Raw genomic sequence first — 18,554 nt, 5'->3', positions numbered from 1 at the left:
GGTGTTTTATGTACTACGGGTTAACGATATTTATTGGTTTGCCACTCAGCCAGGCATTAATATTGTCGATGAGTTTGTCGGCTAATGATTGAATCGCTTCCTGGCTGGCCCATGAAATATGTGGCGTTAAGATAAAGTTCGGGAGTTGCGTGAGTTTCATGATCGGCGCGTCATTGTCTGGCGGCTCATGTTTTGCCACATCAAAAGCGGCCCCGGCAATACGCCGCGTCATTAATGCACGATATAAATCCTCTTCATTGACGATGCCACCGCGTGCCGTATTAATAAGCAGGACCTCAGGCTTCATGAGTGCAAACTCATTTTCGGTAATCATATTTTCCGTTGAGGGTAATAACGGACAATGAAGTGATAAGACGTCGCTGGTTTTCAACACTTCGTGAAAATCGGTATAAAGCGGCCCCATATTACTGACCCCTTTATACGCAGCAAAAAGCACCTTCATTCCCAGACTTTTCGCTATTTCGCCCACTCGCTTACCGAGTACGCCATCGCCAATAATCCCCAGAGTCGAACCGGCCAGATTTTTAATGCTGTAGTCGAAAAAACAGAACTGACCTGCCTGCTGCCAGCGTCCTTTCTGCACGGCCTGATGATAGGCCGTAATGCTGCGGCGCAGGGCGAACAGCAAGGCAAAGGTGTGCTCAGGTACGGTATCCACCGCATAATCCCGAATATTCGCGACGGGGATATTTCTGGCTTTGCAGGCGTCGATATCAATCGCATCAAAACCTGTGGCAGCCACCGCAATAAATTTAAGATCCGGTGCCTGAGCGATCAGCTCTGACGTTAACTTGACTTTATTCGTAATGACCACATCCGCCTTTGCAATGCGTTCAGCGCATTGCTCCGGTGAGGTTCGTGCGTGCAAGATTAAATTATGCGCGCCATGAATCGTTTTTAACTTCACACTCCCGGGAAAGGTAGCGTAATCAAGAAAAACGATATTTTTATTGTCCATTGCATGAGCATCCTTTGAATGTCTTGATATTCAGCCATTATCCACACAGACATTCATCAGGCTATATGCAAAAAAACATAATAGTGCGCAATAATTATCATACTTCCTGTGTAATTAAACAAATCGCTGCGAGACTTCTCGCATAAACTTCGTTTTAATTAATTAAACCCGTAATAAAAAAAGAGGATCATTTGGTAAGGTTCGCTCGAATTTATCCTTTCTGTTTTTACCCGCCCTTCCCTTTTATTTAGCTGAACACGTTAATGGAATAGCCTGTTGGCCTCCGGTTGGCGGCTGCAATATTGCGTCAGCAAAGCGGGGGGCAGGAAAGCGGTATGAAAAGGCGGTAAAAATGGGTGAGGAAAGAGAGGGAACGCCACCCTGCTTTGGCAGGGCCGGGATGCATCGAGAGAGGCTATCAGCGTGCGGGCGGCCCGGGTAGTGAAGCGTGGGATTGCGCCGGGAGTGGCTGAAACGGCCGTTTCTGGTTAACGGCTAAACGCGCTGTTCAGCCCAATGCCTCAAAATTGATGGCGTCAAACAGGTAGCCCTGGAATGCCGCGGCATAGGGCTTAGCAAACTGAAAGTAAGTTTCCTGTTCAACGCCTTCTACAATAATAAACTGACAATAGTCTTTAATTTGCATCAGGGTATCTTTCCAGAGCGGGCTGTTATGATGCTTCCAGAAAAAAAACTTATCGATTTTAACGGCCTCATATAATCCCTTTTGCAAACAGGGGAAATGGGAAGAGGCACTGCCAAAATCATCCAGCCATAAGGTGTAATGATTATATAACTTTCGCAGTAAGGGATTATTCAGCCCCTCCGCCAGATTGGGGAAGTCTTCTGATACTTCAATGCGCAGAAAAGAATGCGCTGTGGCGAGTTCGTAAATATCCCGTTCTTCCAGCAGCGCAAAAGCCATCTCTACATCGACATTTACAGAACACAGCAACTGGTGACTTTCAAAGAAATGTCTTTTTTTATCAATCAAGAACAACTGGTCTCTTAAGAGACTTATTTTCTGTTCTTTATGCATGTTATTTATATGGAAAAAAGGCGTCCCTGGTGCGGCAAATCGGGTTAAGACTTCAACGGCAATACGTTCAGATTTCAGGTTTACAATAGGCTCAGCAATGAACCGCCAGGCACGGTTGTTATTATCAAGATTCTGGATTTCCATTCCCATGCTCTGATTAACGGCATTAAAGAAGATCGATTATTGATCGTCGCCAGCTATCAATCAAATGAATTTTAACGGATTGGTCTATGATTAAACCTATCAAACTTTAAAAATCGATCGTTAAACCCTTGTTATTTAATGAAGACTCGAAAACTGAAAAACTCCAGTTACGTCTGGATCGTATTGTGGTCAGGTTATGCAGGCTCAGCCAGGATACCTTTATTAATTCCTTTCAGAGTACAAGGGAAAGGGGTAATACGGCTCAGGCCGCCGGTCATCGCCGCATTAAGTCCAGCGTAAAACAGATGAAACTGGCAGGCCGATGACGCCAGGATGCCAGCGAAATGACAAAACAAGATTAAAAACGGTATTTGTAGAAAAGAGACACCCCATGACGTTTTACGCCTTGAAACGCCGTTATTCAGGCGATACTGTTTGACCACCTGACATCGTCATTTTCATTCAGAGCTGCCATGCGCCTCTCATTTTCTAAACTTGAACCTCATCATCTTAAAGAAATATATGAAATACGCTTTTCCGTAACGGAAAATCGCCTGCACGCGCATCAAATCCACTATTTACAGCGCGAACAAGCGCTCGACGATATTCGTCAGGGCGGTGGCTGGATTTGCCAGGTGGACGGTGAGTATGCCGGTTACGGGTTAGGGATCAATGCGCCCGAACCGCTTATTGGCGGGCTGTTTGTTAAACCTGAATATCAAAAACAGGGCATCGGGACACAACTGCTGAACACTATCACACAGTGGTTTATCGATCAGGGCGCGGAGGCCATCGTACTGACCACCGATCCCGGCTCGAACGCGGAAGGGTTTTATCAGGCAAATGGTTGGGTCGCAGAAGGCAGTGATGCGTTTGGGCAGCGGGTGATGCGTAAGCGCTTACCCCGTGGCTGACATGACGCCATCCGCCGCCAACGAAACCGCAGCGTTCCCGCCGCGTTGGGGAGAATGCGCACAGGAAGTCCTGCTCATCCTGTGCGCGGTCCGCGTTGAAGCCGGGATTAGTGCGACTGGGGTTTAAACAGCTGCTGCACAAACTCCACATATGCCGGTCGCCAGACGTCCATCTCATGCCCTAAGCCCGGATACTGGGTGTAATGGAAGGTCACGCCCTGCTTTTCCAGCTCGGTTTTGAGTCCGGCAATGTCTTTGCCTGTAACGATATCTTTATCGCCCACCACCAGCGTAAAGTTTTTCAGCTGCTTATTCACGGTCTGCGGCTGGCTCAGTTGGCGCGTCACGACCTCATTAGGCACGGTACTGGTGGTCACGCCGCTAAAACTGGCCAGCCAGCCAAAGTCGCTCAGGTGCGTCATGCCTGACACCAGCGCCTGATAGCCGCCCTGGGACAGCCCGGCAATCGCCCGGTCAGCCGGTTTGCGACTCACGGTAAAGCGTTTTTCCACCAGCGGGATAATGTCCTGCATTAACTCTTTATCCGCAGCAGCGGCATTGAGGGGATAAAAGTCTTTGCGACGATCCGCAGGCGGGAAGTTTTCAGGAATAGCCTGCACGATGTCGGTTTCGGTATCGGGCACCACCACCAGCATCGGCTTGATTTTGCCCTCTGCCAGCAGGTTGTCCATGATCTGCGGCAGGCGCAGTTGCGAAATGGCGGACAGTCCGGTATCGCCAAAACCGTGATAGAAGTAGAGCACCGGCAGCGGTTTATCATCGGCCTTGTAACCCGGCGGCGCCCAGACAAACACCTGACGTTCCGACTTCAGGGCGGTGGAATGATAGGTCAGGGTCAGCACATCGCCGTGCGGCACGTTGCGCTCGTCCAGAATACTGCCCGGCACCAGAATCATACTGGTGTTCACCTGGCGCTGCGGTTTAGGGAAACGGCTGCCGGTATCCGGCGTGCGGAAACCGTCTACGTCGAAATAGTATTCATACAGGTTGGGCTTCATCGGCGCGCTGGTCCACGACCAGATGCCGGCACTGTCCTTTTTCATGTCATGCGATTGCTGGCTCAGCGGCGTGGCGCCGGTCACCACGGCAACCTGCTTCGCGGCAGGCGCAAAGAGACGGAAGGTAATGGAGTGATCCGGATTGAGCGCCGTAATGTAGCGGCTCACCGGGATACTTGTATCCGGGGTTTGCGGTATAGGTGCGGCAATCAGTACTGGGACATATCCCGTCAGCAGGCTTCCTGCCAGGAATGCAAAACAGGCTAAGTTTTTTTTCATCGTGGGTTCCGTTTTGTGTATGGCGAGGTAGTTATTACATCTTTCTGTCCCGGAAGAGAGAAAATGGATTCGCAAAAAATGCAGGGTGTGATGCGGTTCAAAAAATTCCGCCACGCTCTGGCATGCAAAACCCGCCCTTTTTTCTGCAACCATCGTGCAACGACTCGCATTTTCTCACCCGCCAGCCTCGCATTAGGGTTATCGTCGCAGCATTAACACCTTCCCCTTTATAAGGACTGAGTATCGATGCGTAAACTTCCCTTTCTGCTGGTCACCCTGGGCCTTTTGATGTCGGTTGCCTCTCAGGCACAGGCCGAAGGCTGCCTGAAAGGCGCGCTGGTGGGCGGCGTGGCGGGCCATCTTAAACATCATGCGGTTGCCGGTGCCATGGCGGGCTGCGCGGCGGGGCATTACCTGGCGAAAAAGCATAAAGAAGAAGACAGTAAGCAAAGTCACTAGCGGTTCAGTTGGGGTTGCCAGTGGGCCGCCCCGCTAAAGGTCAGGCTTCGGCGTGGCAATGAAATCCACGCCTGCCTTTCCCGTCCTGCTTTCCTCCCCCCTGCCCGCCAATAGCCTTTGATCGACATTGCTTTCAACTCGCGTTAATGTGCCAAATCGTGTTTGAAAAGCCGAGAAGCGTGCCGCCCTGTCTGGCTGGCGCTGAGGTAAATCAGGACAAATGGATGAATGCTGATAAAATCAATCGGGCTATAGGCGCATTAGTTGGGTTGGCGCTGGGCGATGCGTTAGGTACCACCCTTGAATTTCAGCCCAGACCGGCAAAACCGGTGGTAACCGACCTGGTTGGCGGTGGCCCCTTTATGCTTGAACCCGGTCAATGGACGGATGACACGTCCATGATGCTGTGTCTGGCTGACAGCCTGATCGAACGGGGCGAAAATGTACCTGCCGATCAAATGCGACGCTATATCAACTGGCGCGATTATGGTTATAACTCCTGCACCGGAACCTGTTTCGATATTGGCACGACCGTCGCCCTCGCGTTAAAAACATTCAGCGCTGAAGGCATTGCGCTGGCGGGCAGCACCGACCCCAGAAGTGCGGGCAACGGCAGCCTGATGCGCACCGCGCCTGTGGCATTATTCATGCATCATGCCCCTCTCACTGCGGTCTTTGAAGCGACGAAACTGGCCAGCGCCACCACTCATGCAGAACAGCGATGTATTGAGGCCTGCCAGTACATCACGGGCCTGATCCACATGCTGCTCAACAGCGATAACACGCCGACCAAAGCAAGGCTATTCAATGCGTTTCATTCTGCGCAGTACGCATGGATAAAAACACTGCATCCGGATTCCTTAGCCATTATTCAAGGTCGCTACCGTCTTAAATCCCGTGATGAAATCAGCAGTTCTGGCTATGTGATTCACTCACTGGAAGCCGCTCTCTGGTGTTTCTGGCACAGCGAGACATTTGAGGAAGGGGCGTTACTGGCGGCGAATCTTGGCGATGACGCGGACAGTGTCGCCGCTATTTATGGTCAGCTTGCGGGTGCGTATTACGGTTACCATGCCCTGCCAAAATCCTGGCTGTCACGGCTGGCCTGGCACGATGACATCGTGCAACGGGCTAATCTCCTGATTATCAGACAAGACAATACCGTACTAAAACGCTTCATCGCTGACTGCCAGGACGATATTGAAAACAACATGCCGCTATCCGCCGAAAAAAATCAACTTATGCTGACGGGTTTTGGCTGGAACCAGTGGATAACCAACAATATGTCGCTGAGAGAAAAAGAAAGGATTTCGCACGCGTCTGTCGCTGAGTGCCTGAGTCTGGTGACCGTTTATACTCGCGGCGATCGCTATATTGAGGGATTGCTCCATACATCCGCATCGGATGGGACGCTCGACGCCATTATTAACAGGCTGGCGATATTGATTCAGGATGAATATGCCCTTTGACGCCTTGCTTCTGCTTAAAGCAACGCGGCTTATTTTTCACAGGCCCTGCCCCTCTCGTTAAGTCAAAACCCTGCCAGATGACCTGGCGTTGAGTCGGGCGTGATCACTGCTCGCCGTCTTTGCCAAAGCGACGGCTCAGTTCCCCTGTATTTGTATCGCTGCAACCGTCAACGCAAACGGCGTCGGCGTGCACACCGCCAGACTCAGGCCGCCCACCTGCAGTGCGCTGACCGACAACGCAGACGGTGCCGTGCTGTCGATGCTGGCCATCTGCCAGGCGCTTTCGCCGCGCTGCTTGATGATGGCCTCTTTTAATGTCCAGATGCGCCAGAAGGCTGCTAACTGCTGCGCCGCCGGTTCCGCCGCCAGTTGCGCCTGTTCCTGCGCGCTAAACAGCTGTTGCGCCAGATTGCGCCAGCCTGGCCGTGGGCGCAGCACTTCAATGTCGCAGCCGACTTCACCTTCATCGCTAAGGAGCAGTGCGATATCGTCGCCACTGTGGCTAAGGTTGAACCAGAGCCGGACGTCAGCGGGAAAAGCCGGTTTGCCGTGTTGGCCGACGATCCTCTCCGGCAGGGGCGAAACCACAGCAGAGAGCATGGCACGACCGGCAAGCCAGCCTGCGCGCCGCGCACCCAAGGGTGCCTGATCTTTCAGTTCAGACGCGGTCAGGCCCGCGCTGAGTGAGGAAATTTTCCCCAGAAAGATCTGATACATGTCAGTGCCAGCGTTTGATAATGATGGAGGTGTTAATGCCGCCAAACGCAAAGTTATTACTCTGCAAAAACTCACAATCGATGTTGCGGGATTGCCCCATGATGTAGTCCAGTTCGCCGCAGCTCGTGTCCGGTTGGCTCAGATTCAGCGTGGGGGCAAACCAGCCCTCGCGCATCATTTGCAGGCTCATCCAGGCTTCCAGCGCACCGCAGGCACCCAGCGTGTGACCGAAATAACTTTTCAGGGACGAGATGGGCACCTGATTGCCATAAATCGCCGCCGTGGCCTGACTTTCTGCCAGATCGCCCCGGTCGGTCGCGGTGCCGTGGGCGGAAATATAGCCAATGTCCTGCGGGCTCAGGCCAGCCATGGTGAGCGACTTCTCCATGCAGATCTGCATGGTTTCGCGCTGCGGCTGAGTAATATGGGCAGCATCGCAGTTGGTCGTGAAGCCAATAATCTCGCCATAGATTGTCGCGCCGCGCGCTTTCGCATGCTCCAGCGCTTCCAGGATCAGCGTGCCTGCGCCCTCACCGATGACCAGACCATCACGTTGTGCATCAAACGGCGACGGCGTGCTTTTCGGCGCATCATTGCGCTGGCTGGTGGCGAAAAGTGTATCAAACACTGCGGCTTCCGACGGGCACAACTCTTCTGCGCCACCGGCGACCATCACCGTCTGATAACCGTGGCGAATCGCTTCCCACGCGTAGCCAATCGCCTGACTGCCTGAGGTGCAGGCGCTGGACGTGGGGATAACCCGGCCGCGCAGGCCGAAAAACAGCCCGGTATTTACGGCGGTGGTGTGCGGCATCATCTGCACATAGGTGGTGCCCGTAATGTTATTGGTGTGCTTTTCCGTCAGCATGGTGGCGAATTCGCTCACCGGGCCGGTGCTGCCGGTCGACGAGCCGTAAGCAATGCCGGTTTCGCCATTGGTCAGCACGGGATCACCAATCAATCCCGCGTCCTCCAGCGCCAGCTCGGTCGCGCGGGTGGACATTAACGACACGCGGCCCATGGAGCGGATGCGTTTGCGGGTATAGTGATCCGGCACACTGAAGTCATCAACCGGGGCTCCCAGCAAGGTATGCAGCCCGTCGTAAACCTGCCACTCCGGCATTTTGCGCACCGCGTTTTCATACGCCAGCAGCCTGGCGGACACGGCCTGCCAGTTTTCGCCAAAGGCGGTGACGCCGCCCATGCCGGTAATCACAACACGACGTGTCATAACATCCCTCCGTTGATGGAAATAACCTGGCGCGTCACGTAACCCGCAATATCCGACATTAAGTAGCGGGCAAGCCCGGCTACTTCTTCCGTTTGCCCCATCCGCTTCATCGGGATAAGGGACATCGCTTCTTTCAGCGCCGTCGCTTCCATCTCGGTCATCCCGGTATCAATCAGCCCCGGCGCGATACAGTTGACGGTAATTTTGCGCTTAGCCAGTTCAATCGCCAGCGCCTTGGTGGCCCCGATGATACCGGCTTTAGCCGCGCTGTAGTTTACCTGGCCGCGATTGCCCATCAGCCCGGACACGGAGGAGAGCGTGATAATGCGACCGCCCTGACGGGCGCTAATCATCGGCATGATGCAGGGCTGAATCACGTTGTAAAAACTGTCCAGATTGGTGTGGATCACCTGATCCCAGTCGTCCTCGCTCAATGCCGGAAAGGCCGCATCACGGGCGATCCCGGCGTTGCTGACCAGGCCGTACCAGGGGCCGTACACGTCATTATCCTGTTCCAGCACGTCGCGGCACTGCTGGCGATTCGACACGTCAAACTGAAGCAGCCGCCCCGCGCCACCGGCGGCAACGATGTCATCGAGCGTCTGCTGCGCCCCCGCGACATCATGATGATAATGAACGCCAGTCACGAAGCCGTCCGCCGCCAACTGACGGGCGATGGCACGACCAATTCCTTTGCTGGCACCGGTCACCAAAACTGAACGACTCATGAAGACGCTCCTTGTTGAAATAGAGAATGAAGTTCTTCGGCGCTGGGCTGAAAGGTATTCACCCGGCCGGTTGCCAGCGTGTCGCCGTCAGCCTCAATGGCGCATTCAAAGCTGCCGACGCGCTCATCCCGCACCAGCAGTTTGACCTTCACGGTCAGCATTGCGCCACTCGGCAGAATGCCTGCCCCACAGATTAACTCCCGTGCGCCCAGCACCATGCCTAAGGAGATACTGGCCTGGCCCTGCTGATGGCGATGCCATCCCGACCAGACGCCGACGGTCTGCGCCATTAACTCCAGCGCATACCAACCCGGCAGGTTGCCATCGGGATCGAGAAAAGGGGCCAGCAGGCTGTCTGCCGACACCGCAACCAGGCAGGCGGCGGTCTCGTCCGTCACGCTGTCGACCTGTTCGAGCAACAGCATGGGCGCGTCATGCGGCAGATAGTCACCGGGGGATAAATAGTGGCTCATGAGAGTTTCCCAAGCAGAATGCTGGCGTTGTTACCGCCGAAGGCAAAGGAGTTTGACAGAATAACCGGGCGCGTCAGCGGCTGAGGCCGTTCGATGATGCCACAGGGCGGCAGCTCAGGATCGCGCGGCGACAGGCTGAAATCCTGCGGCGGTAACGGCAGATCGCGTTGCAGGATCAGCATGCTGAGCGCCGCCTCGGTAATACCCGCTGCACCCAACGTGTGCCCGGTCAGATGTTTGGTTGAACTGCAGGGCACCTGCTCACCAAACAGTTCGCTCACCACGCTGGATTCAATCTGATCGTTTAACGCGGTGGCGGTGCCATGCAGGTTGATATAGCCCACCGCTGCGGGTGAAATCCCGGCTTCGTTCAGGGCCTGACTGATGGCGCGGATCGCCCCTTCCCCCTGAGGATGAGGGGCCGAAATATGGTATGCGTCGCTTGATTCGCCCACGCCCAGCAGCGCAATCGGCTGCGGCTCACGGGTTAACAGCATCAACGCGGCGCCTTCACCAATCGTTATTCCGCTGCGGTCGCGGGCGAACGGCTGGCACAGCGTGGGGGAAAGCGATTCCAGGCTGTGAAAGCCGTTGACCGGCATGCGGCTCAGCGTATCTGCTCCACCGACAATCGCCACATCAGCCAGCCCGGCCTCAATCAGACGGCGACCGCTAATGATGGCGCGGGCACTGGACGAGCAGGCGGTGGACAGCGTAAAAGCCGCACCGTCAAGCGCCAGCCAGTGGCTGAGAAAACGTGAGGGATCGCCCAGTTCCTGCTGCGGATAGCACCACGCGGTGCTCTGCTGCTGATTCAACGTCAGGTTGACGTGCACATCCCCTTCGTCCAGCCCGGATGTACTGGTGCCCAGCACCACGGCGACGCGATCGCGACCATAGTGTGCAATCGCCTTATCGACCTCAGGCTGGATCTGTGCCAGCGCGGCCAGTAGCAGCTTATTATTGCGCGAGCGGTGTGCACGGAATGCCTCCGGGATAACCGGCAGCTCCCCTTCCACGCCCGCCAGCACGGCGTGCGGATGCGCCTGTAACCAGCCGCTCCGCGCCCGCATACCGGGTGCCACGCCGCGCACCAGGTTCATGGCGACCTCATCGTTATCCTTGCCCAGCGCGTTAATCATGCCCACGGCAGAAACGTAGATCATCTCAGTCATCCAGGTATTGAATGGTGATGTGGTATTTAAAAACGTGCTGCTCAATGCTGATGGGTTCGCGCTTGCCCTGACGGTTCAGATAGGTGATATCAGTCACCAGCGTGCCGCTGGCGTCGCGCAGTTCGCGCTTATCCCCGTTGTCTTTCAGCGTCCAGCCTTTGGGCAACTGGGGCTGCCAGGCGCTAATCGGCCAGTGGCTGAGCATCACGTCTGCCAGCACCTGACTGGCAGGTGGCAACTGCGGCACCACAATCGACTGCTCGGTGTGCAATCCCTGGCGATCGTAAGTGACCAGGAACAGGCGAATCCCCACCGATGACAGCCCCGCCAGCGTGATTTTTTTATCATCCGCATTGAGCATCACCAGCAGCGACTGGCTTTTACCATGAAAACGGCCGGTCAGGAGCTGCTGGGAACGGATTGACGGCGCGATCCCCGGCGCTGGCAGCGTAACGCGCGCGCCCGGTGCCAGCCATGCCTGCGGGCGATTTTGCGGGCGGTGGGTTGAATGGCTGCACCCGGCCAGCATCAGCGCAGCGGCAACCACCAGACAGCCTCCCATGGACACGCGGCGGCCGCAAACCGGCGCCGGCATGGCCTGTCTTTGTGCAAGGCGTTTTTTCAGCATGCGTAAAGTCTGGTTGATCATCGTCTTTTTTTCTCTCTTTTCGTCGGCATCGCCAGCGGTGCCAGCAGCCAGGCGGTGAAGATACCGCTCACCAGCACGATGCCAAAACTGCTAATGGCCTGGGTTGCGCTGAAAACCAACATGCCGAGCGTCAGCAGCGTGGTCATCATCGCCAGGGTAATGGCCAGCATTGAGGTCAGCGGCGTGCCGCGTGGATTACTGAAAAACAGCGTGTAGTTGATGCCGATACCCAGCACCAGCACCAACGCCAGCAGCGAAAACAGGTTGACCGCATGGCCGGTGAAGGCCAGTGCCGCCAGACCGCAGCTCAGTGACAGTACGGAAGGCACCAGACTGAGCGCGCCTTTGCGCCAGCCCAGCCGCATCACCGCGCCACAGGCAATCACCGCCAACGCAACCAGCAGCAGGCCGGTCAGGATGTGGCGGTACAGCGCAAACAGTGCGTCAAAGGTACTTTTGCGGTCAACCCAGGCGACGCCGGGAACGCTTTGGCTTAGCGCATTCAGGGCAGCACTCTGTTTCACCCCCTCAACCGGCACCAGCACGCCGCTCTCACCGCCCTTGAGCGTCAACCACAGCAGCCGCCAGCCTTCGCTCGCCGGGCTGGCAAGCCAGGCCTCAACGCTGACCGGCATCGGACTGAGATCGGGGTTAGCCGTCGCTAAGCCGGCCTGACTCAACGCGCGAGTGACGGCGGGCGCGGCTGTTTTCAGCAAGGTCAGATCCTGCGCCTGGCGTGCCAGCGAATTCAGGGGAAGCGTTCGATAACCGCTCATCAGCCCCTGCGCTCTGGCGCGTTCCAGTGCGGGCGTAAAGGCTTCCAGTCGCGTCAGTGTCTGCTGCGCGCTGTTGCCGTACACCACAAACCATTTTTGATCGACGCTCTGCCCGGTCAGCGCAGTAATGGCTTTTTCCTGCGCCAGAATATGCGGTGGCAGCGCCTGGAGCTGTGAAATATCATCGTCCACGCGCAAGGTTGCGATGCCCGCCAGCGAGAACAGTGCCAGCGCCACCGGCAGCCCCACAGACAGCACGGTGTTACGCCGCCATGCGGCCAGCCAGCGCAGCATCAGCACCATGGCGGGCACCGGACGGACAGGCAAACCACGGCACAGCCAGGGATGCCAGCACACCACCGTCAGGCAGGCGGCGCTCAGGCCCACCGCCGCAAAGACCGCCATCTGACGAATGCCGGGGAAAGGCGCAAGCATCATAATCAGGTACGCGGCAACCGTGGTCAGCAGCGCCAGCAACAGCGCATTACGCACTTTCGCCAGGCTCTGCCACGGCGAGGTTTCGGCCCCGTGCACCATGCGTTCGGTCAGATAGTAGAGCGTGTAGTCCGCCGAAATGCCGATGATGCTCATACTCATGACCAGCGTCATCAGGTGCAGTTCGCCAAACACCAGCAGCGTGACGACGGTGCCTGCCAGCGCGCCCATGGCGATGGAGAGCAGGCACAGCAGCAGCGGACGCACCGAGCGGAACACGGCCAGAATCAGCAGCAGCACGCCGAGCACCGTGGCCAGGCCCAGCGTGGAAACATCCTGCTTCGCCTGCTGGCTGGCGTAATCGCTGTAAAACACCGTACCGCGTGATAACAGCTGTGCCTGCGGGTAGGCTGCTTTCAGCGTTTTTTCCAGCGCGCCCAGCGTGGTCACCAGTTTATGCGTCTGCTGCATATCAAACGACGATCCGGCCAGCTCACCGTGCAGCAAATACCAGTTATTGCCCTGGCTATCCTGCGTCACCAGCCAGCCGTCCATCAGGCGCAGCCGTTGACCATTTTTGGCCATCGCCAGCTGCGATCCCCGCGTCAGCATCAAGGGATCGTTTTGCAACTCTTTGCCGCTGACGCCGGAAAACGCGGAATAGAGCTGAGAGAGGACCCATTGGGCCTGGGCCTCGCCGCCGTTTTGCAGTCGCTGCCGCGTTTCGCTGTCGATCAGCCCGTTACGATGCTGCCAGAAAAAGGTGCCCCAGGCCTGCTGGCTACGGGCATCCATCGGGCCTTTCACCTCGGCCAGCGCGCCAGATTTCTGCAACAGTGCCAGCCAGGCCTGCGCCACCTGCGGATCGGCCTGCTTACCGGGGCTGACCAGCCAGACCAGCTGACGATCGAGACGCTGCATAAAGCCGTCGTTCAGGGCGGGCGGGATCGCTCCCAGCGCCTGTTTCGGCAGCATCGCCAGCACGCTACTGTTCAGCCGGGCCTGCGGCAGCAGCATGAGCAGCACGGCCGCCATGATCAGGCAGGCCAGCCCCCACAGCAGCGCGGGCCGCTTACGGGGCGGCAAAGCGTTGGCGTTCGTCATCAGTCAGTTGCGCTGGCGTCAGTTGATGTTGAGAAAGGGTAATGTCCGTGCGGTCGCCCTGCTTATCGTTCAGCTGAATATGCTGCAGATAGGTGTTGCCGCTCAGATCGATGCTGGTGAAGATCTTATCCAGCGGCGTGGTAACTGGCGTCAGGCGCAACGTCCAGCGGCCTTCGCCGCGATCAGCAAAGTCAACGCGAAAGTTCTGTTCCAGCACCTTGCGATCCGCCTGGAACAGCGCTCGCAGCAGGTGGTTAAACTGGAACATTTGCGGGTTGTTGTCGGCGGTGATGGTCTGCGGCGGCTGGCCGTTGATCACCTGTACCATGCGTTTGTCATCCAGTAGCAGCTGCATCGGGAAGGGACGGGTTTGGTCCCACAGCAATCCCTGATCCCGGGCGATCAGCATCGTGCCCTGCGATTTTAGCGGCTGCGGCATGTCCTTGATCGTGCGGATCTGATCGAAGTGTGCGCGGATCACCGGCTGGGTGGTAAAGCGCTGTTGCAGATCGTCGAGCGTCAGGGCGCTGACAAAGGGGCTGATCAACAGCGCCAGTAATAACAGGCCTCTCATGGCGTCACTCCCATACGTTCAAACAGGATCGCCGGGCAGACAAAGCACATCTCCCGGCTGCTCTCATCCACCGCCACCTGAATGGTGTAGCCCGTGGTGGTGCGCTTACCGCTTTCGGCATCGAAAATTTCATAACCAATGCGCAGGCGGTTTTCGAACTCCTCGATGCGGGCCCGCACGCGAATGCGCTGTTCGAAAGTTACCGGATGGCGGTACTTGACTCGCGTATCCACCACCGGCCAGACGTAGCCGGACGCTTTCATCTGTCGGTAGCCATAGTCGAACTGATTCAGCAGCGCCTCGCGGGCGATTTCGAAGTAGCGAAAATAGTTACCGTGCCAGACCACGCCCATCATATCGACATCATGAAAGGGAATCGTTATCGCTACGTCGACAGTAAAACGGGGATCGTTAAGCACCCTTTACTCCTTGTCTTTGCTATCTGGCAGTTGCCAGAAATCGAAAAAGTTAAACCAGTCGAGCGGCGACTGGAGCGCGTAGTGCTCAAGGCGTTCGGCATAGCGATCGATGGTCTGCTGCAGGGCGTTTTGACGATCGGCGCGGGGCAACAGCAGGGGATCGGCGAACGGCTCGCAGTGGATATGCAGTTTTCCCTGCTGGCGCAGCGCGAAGATCAGGTTAACCGGGCAGCGCAGGATGGAAGCCAGAATAAACGGCCCCTGCGGAAAAGGCGCGGGCTGGCCCATAAACGGGCTCCAGCAGACGCGCCATTCCCCGCCGCGCTGCGGATTTACCGCGATGCGATCGCCCACGATGGCAATCCACTCGCCACGGTCCAGCTTCTCTTTCAGCAGCATGGCGGTGTCCGGGCCGATGTCGGTCACCGGCATCAGGTTCAGCCCGGCCTGCGGTGCCATCTCTTCCATAATCTGTTTAAAGCGCTGGGCGTTATCGCTAAACACCAGCGCGTTGATGGTTTTGCTGCCCTTTAATTGCGCCAGCGCCCGGCAGGCTTCCACATCGCCCAGGTGCGAGGCCAGCAGCAGCTTGCCCTGGGGATGGCTAAGGTCGAGCCTGGCTTCCGCGCCCGGCGCAAAAACGACGTCTCGGCCAAAATGCAGTTCGCCGCGCCAGCTGGCAATTTTATCCAGCATCACGTTGCCAAAGCGCAGAAAATGCTGGTAGCTGTTGAGGTTTTCCGGCAGCGGCTGCTGTCGCATCAACAACTGCGCACGCACGCGGGCCATCCAGTTCTGTGAGGCTCTGCGCGCCGTGGCCGCCGTGAGCCAGTAAACGCCGACGACCGGATACAGCAAAAGCGCAAAGGCGTTACGGCCCAGCAGTCGCCACACCAGCAGCATCAGGCGCATCCCCCACAACCCTTTCACCTCTTTCTGTCGCGCCCAGTGCTGGGGCGAACGGCGAAACAGCAAGGAAGGGATACGCGGTAACATGCCGAAAAACAGCCGGGTGTGCATCAGGGAAATGCGTACGTTGTCTTTGATGGCGTCAAAATGCGACAGGCCGTCCTGTGGATAAGTCACGCGGGTCGGCACAAAGTAGCTGTTATTGCCCTGCCAGTAGAGCCGCACCATCACTTCGGTATCAAAATCCATCCGCTGACCGAGCGTCGCGCGCTGCGCTAACCGAAGTGTCGGCGCTAACGGATAGACGCGGAAGCCGCACATGCTGTCTTTCAGCTGCAGCGACAGCGTTTCGATCCACACCCAGACGTGGGTTATCCAGCGCCCGTAAAGACGCGAGCGGGGAATGGAGTCGTCATAAACTGGCTGACCGGAAATCAGCGCATCGGGGTGCTGCTGCGCCAGCGCCAGCAGCCTGGGGATATCTTCAATCGCATGCTGACCGTCGGCATCAACCTGCACGGCATGGGTAAAACCGGCCGCCGCCGCCACCTGCATACCACGCAGTACCGCCGCGCCCTTACCGGCGTTTTCCGCCAGGCGAACCAGCGTCAGCGTGGTGTTTTCGGCGGCCAGCCGATCCAGCACGTCCCGCGTGGCGGCATCGCTGCCATCGTCCACCAGGATACACGGCAGATCAAACGGCTGCAGGCGGGCCAGCACCGACGCCATCATGGCGCCGTGGTTGTAACAGGGGATCAGCACACAAGGGGAAAAGGTTAACGACATAACCGAATCTTACCGCTGCTGGCGGCATGACGCGCCTCACCGTCGTGGCGGTGATAGCTAAAGGTCAGCATCTGGCGCGCTTCCTGCCAGCTCAGCGTCAGCGTAACGGTGCTTTCCGGCAGCAGCGGAGACTGAAACTTCACGTTCTGAATGCTGTGAAAACGCCAGCCGGGCGCCAGCAGCGTGCTGGCGTAGTGCATCACCCAGTCCATCTGTGCCACACCGGGCAGCAGCGGCTGCACGGCAAAATGCCCTTTGAACCAGAACAGCGAAGGATCAAGGTATAAAACCATCTCAACCTGATGGGGCTGTGCCTGATGGCGCTCAATTTCACGGGGTTTCATGAAACAACTCCTGTAACTGCGCATAGACACGCTTGTTCATACTGTTGACCGGGATCGCATCCATCACCCGCCAGTAACGGGGCACGGCAACGGGTTCCAGCCAGGGCAACAACGCACGTCGCCAGGCCAGCTCCTGCAGCTTACCGCCGTGTTCCTGCCAGCGTTGCCGTGCTTCATCGTCCAGCACCAGCACCACGCCTACGCCCTGTCGGCCGCGACGCGAGACCGCCACCGCCGCCACCTCGCGGATGCCGTCCAGCGCTAACAGCCGCTGTTCGACGTCGCTCAACGAAATGCGCTTTTCTTCGATTTTAACGACGCTGCCCCGCCGTCCCGCCAGCCGGAACTGGCCGTCCTGTTCGATATGCAGGATATCGTCGAGCAACAGGCCGTCTCTGTCGGCAATCAGCGGCGAAAACACACGTAATGTGTCGTCTTCCTGATGAAAATGGACACCCTCAAAGGGTTGCCAGGTTACGTCGTCATGCTGACGATAGCGCCAGGCGAGGATGCCGGTTTCCGTGCTGCCATAAATTTCATCTGGCCAGATATGCATCCAGTCAGCGGCTTGTGAAACATCCTGCCAGGGTAACATGCCACCCGCGGAAAATACCATGGCGACCGGCGGCGGCCTGAGCTGGCGATCGAGGCGTTTCAGAAACGCCGGGCTACTGATAAAGGCATACTGATAATCGTGGCTTAAGGCCGCAAACTGTTCGGCATACCAGAGCATCGCCGCATGCAGCGGTAACCCCAGCGCCATGGGCAGGATGATACGAAATGTCAGGCCGTACTGGTGCTGCGGCACGACCGAGGCCACCACCCGACAGCCGGTCAGCCGCCCGGCAAAGCGGGCAGCCAGCAGGGCGGCTTCGTTATCCAGACTCGCCACAGACTTCACTACCCGCCTGGGCTGCCCCGTCGAGCCGGAGGTAAAGAGTTCTATTTCGGCATCGTCGCGCAGGGCGGGAAAATGTTGAGACGGTGAGGCGATCGTCATCGAACTGCTGACAACCAGCAGCGGCCCCTGCCAGCTAAGCGTTTTTTCGCTCAGCACGCCGTCAAACAGGGCCTGCTGCTCGTTCAGTAAGGGCACACGACAATGGCCGGGGATGACGGGCGTTTTACCGGCGTGCAACGTCGCCAGCAGGGCCACGATAAATAAGTAGCTGTCCTCGAAACACAACGCCCAGCGCTGACCGTCCTGCTGCTGCAGTAAGGCGATCAGGCAGGCCACATCCTGGCGCAGATGTCCCAGCGTCCAGATGCGGTCGTCCAGCCAGGCGACGGGCAGCGCAGCCGGTCGCGGCGCAGTGAGCCACTGTGTCAGTGTAAGCGTCTGCTTCATCATCCATCTCGTTCTGTTATCTTGCGGCGGACCAGCCACTCGCCCGCCATCAGCGAGCCCATCAGCAGATAGGAAATCATCCCGTTCCAGGCCGTCCATAGCGTCATATCGCCATACAGCGCGGTAAAGAGCGCGATGCTGCCGTTGATGATGAAAAAGACGCACCAGACCTGCGTCACCCGCCGGGTATAACGCACGCCTTTTTCAGGCAGATCGGGTTCACTGACTCTGGCCAACCGTTCGACAAGCGGCATGGTTGACCACAGGGAGCCGCCAAATACCGCCAGCATGACGCCATTGACCACCACCGGGTAAAAAAGCAGTAGCTGGTGCGTTTTCAGCAGCAGACTGGCGACGCACAGGATGATGCCGGCTACCGCCACCACCTGGGTAATGACGCGCAGCGGCCCCGTTTTGCGCCGGGTCTGGCGCAGACGTAATAAAAGAAGAAGCGCCATCAGCGGTAGCAACCAGTGCAGGCTGTTATGCGCCAGGCCGAACCCGATGACAAAGGGCCAGGCCAGCAGCAGTAAGCCGGTCAGCAGCTTGACGACTGGCAACGCGCGCGTAGCCGACATCGCGAA

At 57.3% G+C, this 18,554-nt stretch carries 19 protein-coding genes; 3 read left to right on the top strand and 16 right to left on the bottom strand.

Annotated features, from left to right (window positions below; translation table 11 throughout):
• Window positions 1-13: 13 nt before the first annotated feature.
• Window positions 14-979, bottom strand: coding sequence for a D-2-hydroxyacid dehydrogenase (locus tag FBY13_RS03945; RefSeq protein WP_145393554.1), 966 nt, complete (start codon window positions 977-979; stop codon window positions 14-16).
• A gap of 508 nt (window positions 980-1,487) precedes the next feature.
• Window positions 1,488-2,162 carry an EAL domain-containing protein gene (locus FBY13_RS03940; RefSeq protein WP_244915418.1) on the bottom strand — a complete coding sequence of 225 codons (675 nt, stop codon included), beginning with the start codon at window positions 2,160-2,162 and terminating at the stop codon, window positions 1,488-1,490.
• A gap of 473 nt (window positions 2,163-2,635) precedes the next feature.
• Here FBY13_RS03940 and FBY13_RS03935 point away from each other — a divergent pair, with 473 nt between their 5' ends.
• Window positions 2,636-3,076: a GNAT family N-acetyltransferase gene (locus tag FBY13_RS03935; protein ID WP_181377109.1), complete on the top strand. Its 441-nt coding sequence runs from the start codon at window positions 2,636-2,638 to the stop codon at window positions 3,074-3,076.
• A gap of 107 nt (window positions 3,077-3,183) precedes the next feature.
• Here FBY13_RS03935 and FBY13_RS03930 read toward each other — a convergent pair whose 3' ends face one another.
• Window positions 3,184-4,374 carry an alpha/beta hydrolase-fold protein gene (locus FBY13_RS03930; protein WP_145393553.1) on the bottom strand — a complete coding sequence of 397 codons (1,191 nt, stop codon included), beginning with the start codon at window positions 4,372-4,374 and terminating at the stop codon, window positions 3,184-3,186.
• Window positions 4,375-4,620: 246 nt separating this feature from the next.
• On the opposite strand from FBY13_RS03930, the gene FBY13_RS03925 reads away from it, so the two are divergent.
• Window positions 4,621-4,833 carry a hypothetical protein gene (locus FBY13_RS03925; protein ID WP_063878268.1) on the top strand — a complete coding sequence of 71 codons (213 nt, stop codon included), beginning with the start codon at window positions 4,621-4,623 and terminating at the stop codon, window positions 4,831-4,833.
• A 224-nt stretch (window positions 4,834-5,057) separates the two neighbouring features.
• Window positions 5,058-6,302, top strand: coding sequence for an ADP-ribosylglycohydrolase family protein (locus FBY13_RS03920; RefSeq protein ID WP_145393552.1), 1,245 nt, complete (start codon window positions 5,058-5,060; stop codon window positions 6,300-6,302).
• 135 nt (window positions 6,303-6,437) lie between these two features.
• Here FBY13_RS03920 and acpT read toward each other — a convergent pair whose 3' ends face one another.
• From acpT to FBY13_RS03855, 13 genes are all read right to left on the bottom strand, one after another.
• Entirely contained in the window at window positions 6,438-7,019 is a 582-nt protein-coding gene (acpT, locus tag FBY13_RS03915; RefSeq protein ID WP_145393551.1) for a 4'-phosphopantetheinyl transferase AcpT, read from the bottom strand.
• Window position 7,020: 1 nt separating this feature from the next.
• The gene (locus FBY13_RS03910) at window positions 7,021-8,250 is read right to left on the bottom strand and encodes a beta-ketoacyl-ACP synthase (protein WP_145393549.1); all 1,230 of its coding nucleotides are present in this window, start codon (window positions 8,248-8,250) and stop codon (window positions 7,021-7,023) included.
• Entirely contained in the window at window positions 8,247-8,978 is a 732-nt protein-coding gene (locus FBY13_RS03905; protein WP_145393547.1) for a 3-ketoacyl-ACP reductase FabG2, read from the bottom strand. The genes FBY13_RS03910 and FBY13_RS03905 overlap by 4 nt, the downstream gene beginning before the upstream one ends.
• Window positions 8,975-9,451, bottom strand: a complete 477-nt coding sequence (locus FBY13_RS03900) for a 3-hydroxy-fatty acyl-ACP dehydratase (RefSeq protein WP_145393545.1) — start codon at window positions 9,449-9,451, stop codon at window positions 8,975-8,977. The genes FBY13_RS03905 and FBY13_RS03900 overlap by 4 nt, the downstream gene beginning before the upstream one ends.
• Window positions 9,448-10,617, bottom strand: a complete 1,170-nt coding sequence (locus FBY13_RS03895; protein ID WP_145393543.1) for a beta-ketoacyl-[acyl-carrier-protein] synthase family protein — start codon at window positions 10,615-10,617, stop codon at window positions 9,448-9,450. The genes FBY13_RS03900 and FBY13_RS03895 overlap by 4 nt, the downstream gene beginning before the upstream one ends.
• Window position 10,618: 1 nt before the next feature.
• Window positions 10,619-11,188, bottom strand: coding sequence for a DUF3261 domain-containing protein (locus FBY13_RS03890; protein WP_172897584.1), 570 nt, complete (start codon window positions 11,186-11,188; stop codon window positions 10,619-10,621).
• Window positions 11,189-11,271: 83 nt separating this feature from the next.
• A complete protein-coding gene (locus tag FBY13_RS03885) occupies window positions 11,272-13,590 on the bottom strand; it encodes an MMPL family transporter (RefSeq protein ID WP_145393539.1) in 2,319 nt (772 codons plus the stop codon).
• Window positions 13,559-14,164, bottom strand: coding sequence for an outer membrane lipoprotein carrier protein LolA (locus FBY13_RS03880; RefSeq protein WP_145393537.1), 606 nt, complete (start codon window positions 14,162-14,164; stop codon window positions 13,559-13,561). The genes FBY13_RS03885 and FBY13_RS03880 overlap by 32 nt, the downstream gene beginning before the upstream one ends.
• Window positions 14,161-14,583: a thioesterase family protein gene (locus FBY13_RS03875; protein WP_145393535.1), complete on the bottom strand. Its 423-nt coding sequence runs from the start codon at window positions 14,581-14,583 to the stop codon at window positions 14,161-14,163. The genes FBY13_RS03880 and FBY13_RS03875 overlap by 4 nt, the downstream gene beginning before the upstream one ends.
• Window positions 14,584-14,586: 3 nt before the next feature.
• Window positions 14,587-16,278 carry a glycosyltransferase gene (locus FBY13_RS03870; RefSeq protein ID WP_145393533.1) on the bottom strand — a complete coding sequence of 564 codons (1,692 nt, stop codon included), beginning with the start codon at window positions 16,276-16,278 and terminating at the stop codon, window positions 14,587-14,589.
• Window positions 16,269-16,622, bottom strand: a complete 354-nt coding sequence (locus FBY13_RS03865) for a hydroxymyristoyl-ACP dehydratase (protein WP_109716627.1) — start codon at window positions 16,620-16,622, stop codon at window positions 16,269-16,271. The genes FBY13_RS03870 and FBY13_RS03865 overlap by 10 nt, the downstream gene beginning before the upstream one ends.
• A complete protein-coding gene (locus FBY13_RS03860) occupies window positions 16,609-17,970 on the bottom strand; it encodes an AMP-binding protein (protein ID WP_145393666.1) in 1,362 nt (453 codons plus the stop codon). The genes FBY13_RS03865 and FBY13_RS03860 overlap by 14 nt, the downstream gene beginning before the upstream one ends.
• Window positions 17,970-18,548 (bottom strand): hypothetical protein, encoded by a 579-nt coding sequence (locus FBY13_RS03855; RefSeq protein ID WP_145393531.1) that lies wholly within the window; start codon window positions 18,546-18,548, stop codon window positions 17,970-17,972. The genes FBY13_RS03860 and FBY13_RS03855 overlap by 1 nt, the downstream gene beginning before the upstream one ends.
• Between the last annotated feature and the right edge of the window lie 6 nt (window positions 18,549-18,554).

Origin of the sequence: Pantoea sp. SJZ147, assembly GCF_007828605.1 — a bacterium.
In the GTDB taxonomy this organism is placed as follows: domain Bacteria; phylum Pseudomonadota; class Gammaproteobacteria; order Enterobacterales; family Enterobacteriaceae; genus Pantoea; species Pantoea allii.
This window is presented reverse-complemented; position numbering and strand designations above follow the sequence as displayed.